We start from the raw sequence: 15,191 nt of genomic DNA on the forward strand, positions 1-15,191 counted from the left end.
TACATTCCGAACCCGGAAGCTAAGCCTCACAGCGCCGATGGTACTGCAGGGGGGACCCTGTGGGAGAGTAGGACACCGCCGAACAATTCTTGAAGGAAACCCCCGCACTCCGGTGCGGGGGTTTTCTGCGTTCAGGGGCAGTGTTCTCAGAAGACCACGTCTGACGTGTTCACCGTTCCGCCCCGTCGACCAGGTGCATGCTGGCCGTTCCAGTAGAGGTTCGTGTGGGCGATCACCTGTTCCGGGGCCGGAGCGCCGTACTCGGTGAGGTCCTCCGTCGTGTGGGCGTCGGCCACCAGCGTGGCGTCGTAGCCGCGCACCAGGGCGCCGTGCAGGGTCGAGCGGACGCAGAAGTCGCTCTGGGCGCCGGTGACGACGAGCCGGCCCACCCCGCGGTCGGCCAGTACCGTCTCCAGAGCGGTGTCCTCGAAGGAGTCCCGATAGCTCTTGGCGACGAGTGGTTCGGTGTCGAGTCGCTTCAGCTCAGGGACGTACTCCCAGTCCTCGGTGCCGTGCACCAGTTCCTCGTCCTCGTGCTGCACCCAGATCACGGGGACATCCGCTGCGCGAGCCCTGCCGACCAAGGCGTCGATGTTGGCGATGACGTCGTCGCGGTTCGGCGAGCTGGGCGCCATCACGCCCTTCTGCACGTCGATCACGAGTAGGGCGGTGTTCGGTCGTTCTGGCAGGTTTGTCATGGCGCCCACAATATGGGGTGCCGCTGACAGCGCTCGGCACTACCGTGACCCCATGCGTTCCCTGACCAGCGGTGACTACGTCATCCGCGCCATACGACCCGACGACTGGCCCCGCGTGAAGCAGCTGCGACTTGAGGCCCTGCTGGATCCGGCCGCGCCGCTCGCCTTCCTGGAGGACTACGAGGACGCAGCGGCCAGGTCCGACGCCTTCTGGCAGGACAGAGCCGTCGGATCGGGTGAGGGCTCTGCGACGGCCCGGCAGTTCGTCGCCGAGGCGCCCGACGGGAGCTGGGCCGGCTCGGTCACCGTACTCGTGGAGGAGGCCGGGACCGAGGACTGGGCCGGATACCCGGTCGAGCAGCGGCAGGGGCACGTGGTCGGGGTGTTCGTCCGGCCCGAGCACCGGGGGACCGGACTGGTCGAGGCGCTGTTCGGGGCCGCAGTGGCCTGGGCGTGGGAGCAGCGGGCCGAGCGGGTGCGGCTGTTCGTCCACGAGGAGAACACGCGGGCGCAGGCGGCGTACCGGAAGATCGGCTTCGGGCCTAGCGGCCGGATCGTGTCGTTCACGAAGAACGAGGCCGCGAAGGAGCTGGAGTTCGTGCTGGACCCGCCGGCCTAGACCGGGAGGTCCTGGTGCGGCCAGCGGGAGCGGGCCTGTTCGCGGGAGCGGAGCAGGGCGAGGGTCGGCAGGCCCCGGTCGGTCCCGGTGGCGAGCAGGTCCGGCAGCTGGGGGAACGGGGCCACGGCCGCGATGTCGTCCAGGACCAGGGTGAGTGGTGGGTCGAGGCGACCGGAGGATGACCGTTCGGCCATGTGCCGGCCGCGCTCGACCACGCTGGAGACGAGGGCCGTCAGGAGCGGCATGGCGCCCGGCCTGCTCCGCGGGTCCTCGATTGATGCACCGACCACATAGAGCGTGCCCCCTTCGTGGACGAAGGAATCCAGCGTCAGCGCATCAGTTCGGTTCGGGGTGCAGGCCTCCCGGACGTTGACCGTGGACAGGGCCGACAGGGCCCTGCTGGTCAGCTCCTGGGCGATGTCACGGCGTTCGGGGTGTGCGGTGAGCGCCGCCTCCAGTTCGCCCGCCGCGCCGGGGGCCGCCTTCGGGTGGGTACGCAGGGTGCGGACGGCGTCCTGCACCTGGGTGCCCTGGGACCAGCGATGGACGTGGCGGATGGTGCGGCCGTCCAGGGCGGCGGCGTGCAGGTAGCTGCGGAGCAGGGTGGTCGCGGTGTCCGCCACCGCCTGGTCGATCCTGGCGGTGGGCTGTACGGGGGCGAGCAGGGCTGTCGCCCTGTGCAGGGCCGTCTGCTTGTCCTCGCAGCCGGTGGTGGGGGACCAGTGCAGGCGGGCCGGGGTGTCGCAGAGGTGTGCGGGGTCGTAGAGGAGGGTGGGGCCGAGTTTGGCGCGGGTGTCCTTCGTCTCCGTCCACAGGGTGGGGTTGGAGGTGACCAGGAGGACGGGGCCCTCCGCGTCCCGTACCGCCTGGACGGCGGCCGTCTGACGGCTTTCCCTCGGGGCGATGAGGAGTCTGGCCCAGCCGACCACCGGCTGTGCCTTGCCGACCGCCTGTTGCGCGTCCGCGGGCCGGTGAGGCGGTCGTGGTGGCTCGGGTGCGCTGCGCGGCGCCGGGACCTCGTGGTGAGGGGCCGGGACCTCGTGCTGAGGGGCCGGGACCTCGTGGTGAGGGGCGGGGGCCACGGGGAGTGTGGGCGGGGGGTTCGGGACCGCCCACGTGACACTCGCCGCCTCCGCCGGCCCTGCGCCCACTGTCTCCGCCGGCGCGGCGGCCACTTGCCCCGCCGGTCCCGAGCCCACCAGCTCGGCCGGTGCGGCGCCCGCCGTCTTCCCCTCCCGCTCCCCTTCCCTCGTCCCGGCCCGGCGTGCCTTGCCCGCGCGCCAGCGGGCCACCGTGCCCAGGACGAACATGGTGAGGACGAAGAGGAGCATCAGCTGGCCGATGAACAGTCCCCAGAACAGGCCCCAGCCGGACAGTCGGGCCGGTGGGGTGGCCGGCCAGGCGCCGGCGACGTCGTGCGGGCGGCCGATGAGGTGCCGCATGGCCGACGGGGTGCGGGTGAAGGTGACGCCGGTGGGCCAGGTCCCGTGGGTGAACCACGCGGCCAGGCCCGTGGCCGTCCACACCAGCACGGTCATGCCGAGGAGGAACGCGAGTATGCCGATCAGCAGGCCGTCGGGGATGCCGCCCTGGCCCTCCCGACGACTGTCACGGCGGTCGTCCGGTCTCACCCTGCACTCCTCCTGTGCCCGCGCCCCACGCCCCCGCGCCCTACGCCACCGTCGACTCGGAGTCGCCCACGTGCTGTTCCACGAAGGCAGCGGCCCGCTGCTCGGCCTCCAGCTCGGCGGCGCGCAGGGCGTCGTCGGCCGCGAGGTCGGCGGAGGACTCGGTCATCGCGCGGTCGGTGAAGACCAGGGGGCGTTCCGTCTCCGTGATGAGGTGCTTGACCACCTGGACGTTGCCGTTGACGTCCCAGACCGCGATGCCGGGGGTGAGGGTCGGGATGATCTCCACCGCCCAGCGCGGCAGGCCCAGAACGCGGCCGGTCGCTCTGGCCTCGTCGGCCTTCTGGGCGTAGATCGTCCTGGTGGACGCCATCTTCAGGATGGCCGCCGCCTCCTTCGCGGCGGCGCCGTCGACCACGTCGGACAGGTGGTGGACGACCGCGACGAAGGACAGGCCGAGCCGGCGCCCGAACTTCAGCAGCCGCTGGAACAGCTGGGCCACGAACGGGCTGTTGATGATGTGCCAGGCCTCCTCGACCAGGAAGATGCGCTTCTTGCGGTCGGGGCGGATCCAGGTGTGCTCCAGCCACACGCCGACGATCGCCATGAGGATCGGCATGGCGATGGAGTTGCGGTCGATGTGGGACAGGTCGAAGACGATGAGGGGCGCGTCGAGGTCGATGCCGACCGTGGTCGGGCCGTCGAACATGCCGCGCAGGTCGCCGTCGACCAGGCGGTCCAGGACCAGGGCGACGTCGAGGCCCCAGGCGCGCACGTCGTCTATGGCGACGTTCATCGCCTCGGCCGACTCCGGCTCGGGGTGCCGTAGCTGCTCCACGATGTCGGTGAGGACCGGCTGGCGGTCGACGATCGTCTCGTTGACGTAGGAGTGCGCGACCTTGAGGGCGAAGCCGGAGCGCTCGTCCAGGCCGTGGCCCATCGCCACCTCGATGATGGTGCGCAGGAGTGCCAGCTGGCCGGTGGTGGTGATGGCCGGGTCCAGCGGGTTGAGCCGGATCCCGTGGTTCAGGGCGGCCGTGGGGTCGAGCCGGATGGGGGTTATCCCCAGCTCCTGGGCGATGAGGTTCCATTCGCCGACCCCGTCCTCGCCCTGCGCGTCCAGGACGACCACCTGGCGGTCCTTGAAGCGCAGCTGCCGTAGGACGTACGTCTTCTCCAGCGCCGACTTGCCGTTGCCGGACTCGCCGAGGACGAGCCAGTGCGGGGCAGGCAGCTGCTGGCCGTACAGCTGGAACGGGTCGTAGATGTAGCCCTTCCCGGAGTAGACCTCGCGGCCGATGATGACACCGGAGTCACCGAGGCCGGGCGCGGCCGTGGGCAGGTAGACGGCCTGGGCCTGGCCCGTGGAGGTGCGCACCGGCAGCCGGGTCGTCTCCACCTTCCCGAAGAGGAAGGAGGTGAAGGCCTCGGTGAGGACGGACAGCGGATCCCGCATCGGCGACAGCCCCTACCTTCGGATGCCGGTGGCGAAGGGAAGTGTGTTCACGAAGGCGCGGTGGTGCTCCCGGTCGCACCACTCCAGCTTGAGGTACGACTTGCCGGCGGAGGCCCTTATCGTCCGCTTGTCGCGGGCGAGGGCCTCCGGGGAGCGGGAGGAGACGGTGATGTAGCCGACCAGGTTGACGCCGGCGGCGCCGCTGGCGAGGTCCTCGCCGCGCTGGTCGAGGCGGTTGTGGGCGGCGATGTCCCGGGGGTCGACGGTCCGGTTCATCTTGGCGGCGCGGGACGCCTCCGCCTCGTCGTTGGTCTTCTCGGTCAGCATGCGTTCGATGGCGACCTCGGTGGGTTCGAGGTCCATGGTCACGGCGACCGTGCGGATGACGTCCGGGGTGTGCACGAGGAGGGGGGCGAGGAAGTTGACGCCGACGGGTGTCATCGGCCACTCCTTCACCCAGGCGGTCGCGTGGCACCAGGGCGCGCGGGTCGCGGACTCCCGGGTCTTGGCCTGGAGGTAGGTGGGCTCCACGGCGTCCAGTTCGGCCGGCCAGGCGTTGCGCTGGGTCATGGCCTGGATGTGGTCGATGGGGTGGTCGGGGTCGTACATGGAGTGGATGAGGGAGGCCAGCCGCCCCTGACCGAGCGGCTGCCGGACCCGGATGTCGGCCTCCTGGAGGCGCGAGCAGATGTCGGTGAGTTCGCGGGCCATGACGACGGCGAGCCCGGCGTCCCGGTCGACCTTGCCGCCGCGGGCGCGGGCGGCGCGGGCCATGGCGTGGGCCTCGGCGGCGAGTTCGCGGCCGTAGTGCATGCAGGCGACGAGGTAGGCGCGGTGCTGCTCGCTGCTGGTGGACACCATGGACTGCAGCTGGTCGTAGGACTGCTGGAGCCAGCCGGGGGCGCGGGTGTCGCCGCGCTGGGCGACGTCCTTGGCGTGGGCGTCCGGGTCGGCGGGCAGGGTCCGGGCGAGCATCTGCAGCCGGGTGACGAAGCCGTCCCCGTTGGCGACGTGCTTGAGCAGGGTGCCGAAGCGGTCGACCAGGGCCTCCTGGTCCTCGGAGTCGCGCAGGCCGACGCCGGGGCCCTCGATCTCGATGGCGGCGGTGACGGTCTTGCGGTCGGCGTGCAGGAGTACGGCGATCTCGTCGGGCCCGAAGGGTGCGGCGAGCCAGGTGATGCGGCCGATGCCGGGTGGTGGGCCGACCTCGATCTCGCGGCCGTCGAGGCTGGTGCCGGCCTCCATGGCGGTGGAGCGGTAGGCGGCACCGCGTTTGACGGTGCGTTTGTAGGAGCGGTTGATCTCGAACCACTTGTAGAAGGTGCGGCGCTTGTACGGCACGTAGACCGCGGCGAGCGCGAGCAGCGGGAAGCCGGTGAGCAGCACGATCCGCAGGGCCAGGACCGGGACGAGGAGGCCGCACATCATGCCGATGAAGGCGCCGACGACGATCAGGGCGATCTCGCCGGACTCGCGGTTCCGGCCGATGATCGCGTTCGGCCGGGCGCGGCCGATCAGATACGTACGGCGGGGCGTGACCGGATGGGACAGGTGGGACTCGGTCGTCAACGCCCTTCACCTCCTGTGCGGTTGTTGCGGGCGTTGCTGGCGTGCGGGGTGTTGACCGGGCTGGCCGCGCGGGGCGCGGGCGCGGCGGAGGGGACGGCTCCGCCGCCGGTCGGGGTACGGCTGCTGTGGGCGGCGACGCCGCCGGTGGCGGGGTTGGCCGGGCGGGGGGCACTGCCGCCGCTGCCCCCGTTGTTGTCGGCGCGGGTGCTGTGGGTCTTGATGCCCTGGGCCACGAGGGTGGCGGGGGAGCTGATGACGGCGGCGGCCTTGCTCTCGGCGCCCTGCATGATGCGGTTGCTGCGGGAGCCGGCGATCTCGTCACCGAAGCCGGGGACGAAACGGTAGATCATCGCGCTGGCGAAGATGGCGAGCAGGATGATGGCGAGGCCGGAGACAACGGCGGAGAAGGCGTCGGGGCCGCCCGAGCCGGAGAGGGCGCCGGCGAGGCCGAGCACGATGACGATGACCGGTTTCACGAGGATGACGGCGATCATGATGCCGGCCCAGCGGCGGACGTGGCCCCACAGGTTCTTGTCGACCAGGCCGGCGTAGACGACGGTGCCGAGGAGGGCGCCCACGTAGAGCAGGGCGGCGCGGATGACCAGTTCCAGCCAGAGGATGCCGGCGGCGAGGATGCTGACCAGGGACACGACGATCAGCATGATGGGGCCGCCGCCGATGTCGCTGCCCTTCTTCAGGGCGCCGGAGAAGGTGCCGAAGAAGGTGTCGGCCTGGTCGCCGGTGGCCTTCGCGAGGACGTCCGTGACGCCGTCCGTCGCCGATACGACGGTGTACAGGATGAGGGGGGTGAAGGCGGAGGCCAGGACGGTGAGCCAGAGGAAGCCGACGGCCTCGGAGATGGCGGTGGTGAGGGGGACGCCGCGGACGGCACGCTTGGCCACGGCCAGCAGCCACAGGAGGAGGGTGAGGATGGTGGAGGCGGCGAAGACGACGGCGTACTGCTTGAGGAACGCCTGATTGGTGAAGTCGACGTTGGCGGTTTCCTTCACGGCGGCACTCAGCTTGCCGATGGTCCACGACGCCGCGTCCGCGCATCCCTTGGCCAGGGAGGAGAGCGGGTCGAGGGTGTCGGTGAGGGGGTTGGCGGGGGTGCCGCCGGAGGACCCACCGGCGCCGCTGTCCTTCTCACAGAACTGTTTGGCGGCGCCGCGGATCAGTTCACAGGCGTCGTTGCTCTTTGTGGGGGACGGAGTGGGCTCGGCGAACGCGTTGGTCGCCAGCAGTACCGTGGCCGCCTGCGCGGCTCCGAGGACAGCCGTGATCCTGAGGATGCGGTGGTTAGCGCGCATACGTGAACCCTCCGTATTCCTCGACGGCCTTCGTCATGTCGTCGGCGGTGGAGGCCGTCTGGTCACGGCCCACGGGGACCGGACCGTCCTTCTGCTGGAAGTCGCTGATCTTCCAGTCGCCGTTGACCCACTTCAGCTCGTACGTCGTGGTGTACCAGCTCTCGGTCACCGGGTTCTTGGAGGCTTCACCGGAGAGCCCGAACAGCGAGGTGTACCAGACCTCGACCGTTGTCGCGTTGGCACCTGATGCGGTGACCTTGGTGCCCACGGGGATGACGCGGGAGACGAACGTCTGTCCCGACGGGGCGCTGCCGTCCTTGGCCAGGCCGATGTTGGCGAGGAATTTCTCGTTGGAGTAGGCGCTGTCCATGGCCGGCTGCTTCGCAGCTGCCACATCCGGGGAATAGACCGTATCGACGATCTGGTGACGCCACGCGGTGGTGAACATCTCGGCTGAGCCCAGGGCCACCGCGTAGTTCGCCGCCGCGCTCTGCGCTCCCTGTTCCGTGTGTGCGAACCCGCTCGGGATGTTCCCGGTCTTCGTGTCGACCGGCTTGGCCCCACTGGCTGCGGTCGACGCCGCCCTCGGCTGGGAGCCCTTGGACGTCGTGTTCGTGTTGGTTCCCGTCGCGTCGTCCCCTCTGTTCGCGAAGGCGATTGCGGCGATGAGGAGGACTACTACGCCTACCACCGTGACCAGGCTGCGGGAGGAGGTGCGGTGGGGGCGGCGGGGGGCGCCGCCGTAGGGGTCGGGGTCGGGGAGGCGGGTTCGGGTGTGGCCCGTCTCGGGGTAGTCGGGGTAGGCCTGTTCGTCTCCGGGACTCATGCCGTCTGCGCTCCCTCACCCTCGTAGACGTACGACGGTAGCCGTGCTGGTTCCCGCGCGGGCGCGGTGTGGTGACTCGACATCAGGGAAACGCAACCTCAACCGGGGGCTATACCGCCATGCCGTACACGATGGTGAACAGCGTGCCGAGGGAGCCGATGATGAACACCCCGGTGAGGCCGGCGATGATGAGGCCCTTGCCCTGTTCCGCGCTGAAGGTGTCCCGGAGGGCCGTGGCGCCGATGCGCTGCTTCGCCGCGCCCCACACCGCGATGCCGAGGCACAGGAGGATGGCCACGGCCATGACCACCTCGATCATCACCTTGGCCTCGTTGCCCAGGCTGCCGAAGGGGCCCCAGTCCGGAGCGATCCCGCCGATGATGGTGTTGATGTCTCCCTTGTCGGCCGCAAAGAGCATGTAAGTCACCGCCCCTGGTGGGTAGTTCCGCGAGTGCCCCTGCGGTGTGCAGAGGTCAGGCCTCATTGTCGCCGACAACGCCGCCAACGTATGTCGACTTGACGTCATTGACTGGCGTGTTTCGTACGAATAGCCCGTACGGTCACTCTGTGTATCACGGCAGGTCACGCAAGTCGATGTTCTCACGCGACGACGGGAAGACGGGCCGTGGCCCGTCTTCCCGTGTGTGTGCTGTCGTGCGCGCGGCCGGCCGAGGGGGCCCCACGCTCCCCTCGGCCGGCCGGCGGTCCCCCGTGAGTGCCTCAGCCGGTGAAGGCGTCCGTGCCCTCGGGGGTGCCCCAGCCGGTCGGGCCGTCGTAGCCGGACCGGGCGGTGCAGAGGTAGCTGGTGGAGCAGCTGCCGTTGCTGCCGCTGGTGACGTCGTTCAGGGCGGAGGTGCCGGCCGCCTGGTACGGGAACTCGGCCGGGTAGCTGCCGCTGGACGGGGTGCCGGCCAGGGCGTAGACGCCGGCGATGATCGGGGCGGAGGCGCTGGTGCCGCCGAAGGTGTACCAGCCGGCGGTGACGCCGTAGGAGTCGTAGACGGAGACGCCGGTCGCCGGGTCGGCCACGGCGGAGACGTCCGCGACGGTGCGCTTGGCGCAGCCGGTGTCGGTCTGCCAGCTGGGCTTGGCGTCGTAGGCGGAGCAGCCGGAGCCGGTGCCCTCGGTGCTGGAGGTGTTCCAGACGCTCTCGGTCCAGCCTCGGCTGGTGGAGGAGGTCTTCAGGGCCGTGCCGCCGACCGCGGTGACGTACTTGGAGGCGGCCGGGTACTCGGCACCGTAGCCCTCGTCGCCGGCGGAGACGGTGACGGCGACGCCGGGGTGGTTGAAGTACGAGGAGTCGTACGTGCTGTCGGAGGAGGACTCGGAGCCGCCGTAGCTGTTGGAGACGAAGCGGGCGCCGAGCTTGACGGCCTCGTTCACCGCGGTGCCCAGGTTGGTCATGCTCGCGGACTTGGCCTCGACCAGCAGGATGTTGCACTGGGGGCAGACGGCGGAGGCCATGTCCAGGTCGAGGGACTCCTCCTCGGCCCAGCCGCTGTCGGCGGTGGGCAGCGAGGTGGTGGAGCCGGTCTGGCCGACCTTCTTGAAGCAGCCGTTCGAGGTGGTGCAGGCGGGCAGGCCGTAGTAGGAGCGGTACTTGGCCAGGTCGGCCGCGGCGTTGGGGTCGTCGTAGGCGTCGACGATGGCGATGGTCTCGCCGGAGCCGTTGCCGGCGGCGGAGGTGAGGCCGTAGGCGCTCTGGAGGTCGGAGGGGCCGTAGCCGGTGGGGCCGGCGGCAGCGGCCTTGGGGGTGGTGCGGGCGGCCTTGCCGGTGCGCTGCGCCTGGGCCTTCTCGAAGGCGGTGACGCCGCCGGTGACGCGGAAGGAGTGGCAGGCCAGATCGCCCTTGTGCTTGGGGACGGCGCAGGGGGTGGCGGCCCAGGTGACCTTCGTGGGGTCGGTCTTGGTGGGGGTGGCGGCGGTCGCGTGGGTCGCGGTGCCCAGGCCGGCGATGAGGAGTGCGGTGGTGGCCGCGGCTGCCGAGCCGATGCGGCGCCATCTGGCGGGGGAGAGCTGGGAGTCCGTCGTACGTGGGGTCGTACGCAAGGTGGAGCCTCCTGGGAGTGGTGGACAGAGGCCTGCGGGTGTGGGGGTCCGCCGGGGTGACCGGCGGGGGCGGCGGCCCGCGATGACGATGACTTGTTGAGTACGCGACAACAAGAGGCTTTGGGGAGGCCTGACTTCCGCGTTACCGAAGCGGGTTGTGGGCTTACCCGACGATGGCGGGGGGATGGCCTGGCGCTGGGCGCCACTTGACCCGGCGCACAGGGAGCGCAAAGCAGCGCGGGGAGGCCGCAGGGGGCGTGCGGACCGGTACGGGCGCCGGGGGTGCGGCATGGGCTGGGCGTCGACGGTCGGGCGTGCAGGTCAGCGGGGGCGCCGACGGGTGGGCGTGCGGGGTCGGGGGGAGCGCCGGGGGGTGCGACGCGGAGGACGCCCGCATCGGCGTGGACACCGGCGGTCGGGCGTGCAGGTCAGCGGGGGCGCAGGCCGTGCAGCAGGAGGTGGACGTGGTCCTCCAGGCCGGCCAGGGCCTCCGTCGCGTCGAGGGCGCAGCCGGCGATCAGGGCGGCCAGGCCGTGCATGCTCGCCGCGGCGACCATGGTGAGGCGCTCGGGGTCGCCCTGGACGATCTCGCCGCGCTCCTGGGCGTCCGCGACCAGCCGGGTGAAGATGCCGAGGGAGCGGTCGACGGCCGCCGCGAGCTCGGCCGTCCCGTCGGGGTCGTGCTTGCGCGCGAACATCAGTTCCAGCAGTTCGGGGTTCTCGACGGAGAAGCCCAGGTAGGCGCGGGCGAGGGCCGTCATCCGCTGTTCGAGGGACGCCTCCGGGCGGTCGGCTGCGGTGGCCAGGGCCTGGTTGAGGCGGTCGTACCCGTCCAGGGCCAGGGCGTCGAGCAGGGCCTGCTTGTCCTTGAAGTGCCGGCCCGGGGCGGCGTGGCTGACGCCGAGGTCCCGGGCGAGTTCGCGCAGCGAGAGCGCGCCGGTCCCCTTCTCGCGCAGCGTGCGCTCGGCGCTCCTGAGCAGGGCGGCGCGCAGGTCTCCGTGGTGGTAGGGGCGGCTCGCGGGCATACGGGCCATCGTATCCCGATGTTGTCATTGACATCATTGTTGGCGCTGTCTACATTGAGGGCATGACTGCTACGACCGACAAGCGCGGCAAGTGGAACGCGACCCGCCTCCCCGATCTGACCGGCCGTACGGCCCTGATCACCGGCGCCAACAGCGGCATCGGGTTCGCCGCCGCCAGGGCGCTGGCCGGTGCCGGGGCGCACGTGGTGTTCGCGGTACGGGACCTCGCCCGGGGCGGCGCCGCGGCGGCGCGGGTGAGCGGGAGCACCGAGGTGCGCCGGCTGGACCTCGCCGACCTCGACTCGGTGCGCGAGTTCGCCGCCGGCTGGGACCGCCCGCTGGACCTGCTGATCAACAACGCGGGCGTGATGATGCTGCCGGAGCAGCGCACCCGGCAGGGCTTCGAGATGCAGTTCGGCACCAACCACCTCGGGCACTTCGCGCTCACGAACCTGCTGCTGCCGCGGGTGACCGACCGGGTGGTGACCGTGTCGTCCGGCGCGCACCGCTGGGGCGGCGGCGGGATCCACTTCGAGGACGTGAACCTGCGCGGGAGGTACACCCCGATGCGCGCCTACGCCCAGTCCAAGCTGGCGAACCTGCTGTTCACCCTGGAACTCCAGCGGCGCCTGACCGAGGCCGGGTCCGGGGTACGGGCCCTGGCGGCCCATCCCGGCTGGTCGGCCACCAACCTGCTCAACCACACCGCGAACCCCGTGACCAGGGCGGTCATGGCGGTCGGCACCAGGATCGTCGCCCAGGACGAGACGGCCGGCGCCCTGCCCACCCTCTACGCGGCGACGCAGGACCTGCCCGGCGCGGCCTACGTCGGCCCCGACGGCCCCGCCGAGTTGCGCGGCGCCCCGACCCTGGTCGGCCGCAGCGCCGCCGCGAGCGACCCGGAGGCGGCCCGGCGGCTGTGGACGCTGTCGGAGGAGCTGACGGACGTGCGGTGGCCGCTGCCGGCGACGGTGCGGTGACGCCCGCCTCCGGCGTCCCGGGGGAGTGACCGGCGGGTTGCGGCCGACGTCGGCGGGGCCGCCGGGGAAGGACGGCGGGCAGGCGCTCGGTGACGGATCCGACGGCCGGACCCGACCGGCTCTCGCACGGGTTTTCGACGCTCAATTGGCGGTGCGCCGGAGGTTCACAGGAAAATCTCAGAGAAGTCGCAGCAGGTTTCTCACCTTCCTGGGCAAGAGTGTGACCTGATGAAGCGCATCTCACGCATCTCGATCACCTCAGTGGTGGTGCTCGCGCTGACCTCGGCCTCCGTGGCTGCCGCGGACGACGGGCCGGGCCCGCTCGGGGTCACCGCGGACGCCGCCGTGAGCCGGCACAGCGCGCGGGTGGGCGCGCTGTTCGGCGCGGACCGCGCGAACCGGCTGTCCGGCGGGCACTTCTGCACCGCGTCCGTGGCGCACAGCCCGCACGGCGACCTGATCGTCACCGCGGCGCACTGCCTGGACGGCTCCGGCGGCGACCTGGTGTTCGTGCCGGGCTACCGGGACGGACAGGCGCCGTACGGGGTGTGGCGGGTGACGCGGCGGTTCCTGCCGGACGGCTGGGCCAAGGGGCAGGACGAGGACAGCGACGTCGCCTTCGCCACCGTCGCCGGCCTCGACGGCAAACGGCTGGAGGACGTGGTCGGGGCCAACCGGTTCAAGGCCGGGGTGGCCACCGGCGCCACCGCGGTCACCGTCACCGGCTATCCCGACTCCCGCGAGACCCCCATCAGCTGCACCAACAAGCCGACCGAGCACAGCCCCACCCAACAGCGCATCGACTGCCCCGACTTCACCGGCGGCACCAGCGGCAGTCCGTGGATCAACGGCGACGCGCAGATCGTCGGCGTCCTCGGCGGCCACGAGCAGGGCGGTGCCACGGCCGACACCTCCTACAGCGTGGTGCTGGGCGGCGAGGCGGCGGAGCTGTACCGGGACGCGGCGACCGGCCCCGGAACCGGCTGAGGAGGCGTCACCCCGGCCCGTCCCACTGCGAAATGGCGCCACTTCACGGCGGAATGGCCTCGAACGGCGTCCGCATGGGGGAAAGTTGAACCGTGCGGAAGGTATGGGTGATCGGTGGTGCGGCCGTCGGGCTCGGCATGGGCTTCGTCATGCTGCTCGTCGTCGGTGTCTACCTCGTGGCGGGGAACCTGCTCGGCGGGGTGGCCGCGGGCGGCCGCGGGCTGGCGAAGGGGGCCGTGCCGGCCGCCTACACCTCGCTGGTGCAGAAGTGGGGCAATCTGTGCCCGGCGCTCAGCCCCGCGCTGCTCGCCGCCCAGCTCTACCAGGAGAGCGGCTGGAACCCGACCGTCGTCAGCCCGGCCGACGCGCGCGGCATCGCCCAGTTCATCCCCAGCACGTGGGCGACGCACGGCATCGACGGCAACGGCGACGGCAAGCGGGACATCTGGGACCCGCAGGACGCGATCCCGTCGGCGGCCTCGTACGACTGCGAACTCGCCGCGTACGTGAAGGACGTGCCGGGCAACGTCTCGGACAACATGCTCGCCGCCTACAACTCGGGCGCCTACCGCGTCATCCGGGCCCGCGGGGTGCCGGCGATCAGCGAGACGCGCAACTACGTCCAGCGGATCCGCAGCCTGGCGAAGAGCTTCGCCGCGCCGGTCACCCGGATCGACCCCACCCGGCAGGCCGCCGGCGCCATCGCCTTCGCGCAGAGCCGGCTCGGCACGCCGTACCTGTGGGGTGGTGACGGCACCGCCGCGCAGGGCGGCCGGTTCGACTGCTCGGGCCTGACCAAGGCGGCGTACGAGAAGGTCGGGATCACCCTGCCGCGGGTGGCCAACGACCAGTACAACGCCGGGCCGCACCCCTCGCGGGACCAGCTGCTCCCCGGTGACCTGGTGTTCTTCTCGGACGACCTGACCGACTCCCGGGCCATCCGGCACGTCGGGATCTACGTCGGCGGGGGGTACATGATCGACGCCCCGCGCACGGGTGCCGTGATCCGGTTCGACCCGATCGACACCCCCGACTACTTCGGCGCGACCCGGGTGACCGAGGATGGCGCAAAAGCGCTCCCCACGAGTGTGTGACAGGGTGTTAACCAACCCCCTGAGCTGCGGTGATGAGTCTCTCTTCGATAACGTCTGCGTGATCATTCAGTGGAGAGTGGAACGTATGGAAGGTGGCTGTGCGTTCCTGTTGACGTAGCCGAGCGGACGTCAGTACGGCAGTGCAGCGGAAGCGGATCTACGACCACGGGGGGCAGGCGCGACGCACACGAGGTGCGTCCGGGAAGACGACGAAGGGGCCGCAGCACCATGGCTGTACTCGCCGAATCCGGATCGAACCCCGACGTCGACCTGCTCTACGACATCAACGGCCTGGCCAAGGGCGCACCGCACTGGTTCGACCGGGTCATGGAGTTCGTCGGTGAGTACGGCCTGCTGCTCGCCATGGTCCTGCTGGTCCTGTGGTGCTGGTGGTCGGTGCGGCGCCGGGGCGGGGAGGACGCGGCGCCCTCGGTGGCCGCGCTGGTGTGGGCGCCGCTCGCGGCCGGCCTCGCCGTCCTCGTGAACGTGCCGATACGCGGTTTCGTGGAGCGCCCCCGCCCCTTCGTGGACCACCAGGGCCTCGACGTCCTGGTCGCCGGCAAGACCGACTTCTCCTTCGTCAGCGACCACGCGACGATCACGATGGCGCTCGGCGTGGGCCTCTTCGTCGCCCACCGCCGCTTCGGCCTGGCCGGCATCGGCCTGGCCCTGCTGGAGGGCTTCTGCCGGGTCTTCATGGGCGTGCACTACCCGACGGACGTCATCGGCGGCTTCGCGCTGGGCACCGCGGTCGTCCTGCTGCTGTCCCCGGCGGCCACGGCCCTGCTCACCCCGCTGATGCGGGCCGTGGAGCGCTCACCGCGGGCGGGGTGGATCGTGCGGGGGCGGGCGCGGGACGGGGCGCGCGAGGGCGCGCTGCTGCCCAGCACGCGCACGCCGGTGGAGTCCGAGGAACGCGACCTGGCGGCCTGACCGGCCGAAGGGCCGCA

At 71.3% G+C, this 15,191-nt stretch carries 14 protein-coding genes and 1 rRNA gene; 6 read left to right on the forward strand and 9 right to left on the reverse strand.

The features are described 5' to 3' along the window. Positions 1–84: ribosomal RNA gene (gene rrf, locus ACZ3ZD_RS26325) — 5S ribosomal RNA — on the forward strand; the annotation flags it as partial. A 62-nt stretch (positions 85–146) separates the two neighbouring features. On the opposite strand, the gene ACZ3ZD_RS26330 is transcribed toward rrf, so the two are convergent. Further along, entirely contained in the window at positions 147–698 is a 552-nt protein-coding gene (locus ACZ3ZD_RS26330; RefSeq protein ID WP_467401996.1) for a cysteine hydrolase family protein, read from the reverse strand. Positions 699–750: 52 nt separating this feature from the next. Here ACZ3ZD_RS26330 and ACZ3ZD_RS26335 point away from each other — a divergent pair, with 52 nt between their 5' ends. Further along, on the forward strand, positions 751–1,317 hold the full coding sequence (locus ACZ3ZD_RS26335) for a GNAT family N-acetyltransferase (protein ID WP_467401998.1): 567 nt from the start codon (positions 751–753) through the stop codon (positions 1,315–1,317). On the opposite strand, the gene ACZ3ZD_RS26340 is transcribed toward ACZ3ZD_RS26335, so the two are convergent. The 8 genes from ACZ3ZD_RS26340 to ACZ3ZD_RS26375 all read right to left on the reverse strand — a co-directional run bounded on the left by ACZ3ZD_RS26340 (position 1,314) and on the right by ACZ3ZD_RS26375 (position 11,189). Then, positions 1,314–2,948 (reverse strand): type VI secretion protein, encoded by a 1,635-nt coding sequence (locus ACZ3ZD_RS26340; RefSeq protein ID WP_467402001.1) that lies wholly within the window; start codon positions 2,946–2,948, stop codon positions 1,314–1,316. The two genes, ACZ3ZD_RS26335 and ACZ3ZD_RS26340, sit on opposite strands and share 4 nt — an antisense overlap. 40 nt (positions 2,949–2,988) lie before the next feature. After that, a complete protein-coding gene (locus ACZ3ZD_RS26345) occupies positions 2,989–4,401 on the reverse strand; it encodes an ATP-binding protein (RefSeq protein WP_467402003.1) in 1,413 nt (470 codons plus the stop codon). A gap of 12 nt (positions 4,402–4,413) precedes the next feature. After that, positions 4,414–5,970, reverse strand: a complete 1,557-nt coding sequence (locus ACZ3ZD_RS26350) for an SCO6880 family protein (protein ID WP_467402006.1) — start codon at positions 5,968–5,970, stop codon at positions 4,414–4,416. Then, a complete protein-coding gene (locus ACZ3ZD_RS26355; RefSeq protein WP_467402008.1) occupies positions 5,967–7,280 on the reverse strand; it encodes a hypothetical protein in 1,314 nt (437 codons plus the stop codon). Before ACZ3ZD_RS26355 ends, ACZ3ZD_RS26350 begins: the two co-directional genes overlap by 4 nt. Further along, positions 7,270–8,106 (reverse strand): DUF8175 domain-containg protein, encoded by an 837-nt coding sequence (locus tag ACZ3ZD_RS26360; protein ID WP_467402011.1) that lies wholly within the window; start codon positions 8,104–8,106, stop codon positions 7,270–7,272. The genes ACZ3ZD_RS26355 and ACZ3ZD_RS26360 overlap by 11 nt, the downstream gene beginning before the upstream one ends. Positions 8,107–8,215: 109 nt before the next feature. Further along, positions 8,216–8,524 carry a hypothetical protein gene (locus tag ACZ3ZD_RS26365; RefSeq protein ID WP_014673544.1) on the reverse strand — a complete coding sequence of 103 codons (309 nt, stop codon included), beginning with the start codon at positions 8,522–8,524 and terminating at the stop codon, positions 8,216–8,218. A gap of 302 nt (positions 8,525–8,826) precedes the next feature. Then, the gene (locus ACZ3ZD_RS26370) at positions 8,827–10,155 is read right to left on the reverse strand and encodes a S53 family peptidase (RefSeq protein ID WP_467402015.1); all 1,329 of its coding nucleotides are present in this window, start codon (positions 10,153–10,155) and stop codon (positions 8,827–8,829) included. Positions 10,156–10,583: 428 nt separating this feature from the next. Next, positions 10,584–11,189: a TetR/AcrR family transcriptional regulator gene (locus ACZ3ZD_RS26375; protein WP_467402017.1), complete on the reverse strand. Its 606-nt coding sequence runs from the start codon at positions 11,187–11,189 to the stop codon at positions 10,584–10,586. A 53-nt stretch (positions 11,190–11,242) separates the two neighbouring features. Here ACZ3ZD_RS26375 and ACZ3ZD_RS26380 point away from each other — a divergent pair, with 53 nt between their 5' ends. The 4 genes from ACZ3ZD_RS26380 (at position 11,243) to ACZ3ZD_RS26395 (ending at position 15,174) form a co-directional block, all read left to right on the forward strand. Next, positions 11,243–12,160, forward strand: coding sequence for an oxidoreductase (locus tag ACZ3ZD_RS26380; protein ID WP_467402019.1), 918 nt, complete (start codon positions 11,243–11,245; stop codon positions 12,158–12,160). Positions 12,161–12,388: 228 nt separating this feature from the next. Then, a complete protein-coding gene (locus ACZ3ZD_RS26385) occupies positions 12,389–13,147 on the forward strand; it encodes a trypsin-like serine peptidase (RefSeq protein ID WP_467402022.1) in 759 nt (252 codons plus the stop codon). Positions 13,148–13,239: 92 nt separating this feature from the next. Next, positions 13,240–14,241, forward strand: coding sequence for a C40 family peptidase (locus ACZ3ZD_RS26390; protein WP_467402024.1), 1,002 nt, complete (start codon positions 13,240–13,242; stop codon positions 14,239–14,241). A 228-nt stretch (positions 14,242–14,469) separates the two neighbouring features. Continuing rightward, entirely contained in the window at positions 14,470–15,174 is a 705-nt protein-coding gene (locus tag ACZ3ZD_RS26395) for a phosphatase PAP2 family protein (RefSeq protein WP_467402027.1), read from the forward strand. Positions 15,175–15,191 lie beyond the last annotated feature (17 nt).

The sequence above is a fragment of the Streptomyces sp. NPDC023481 genome (genome assembly GCF_055560195.1).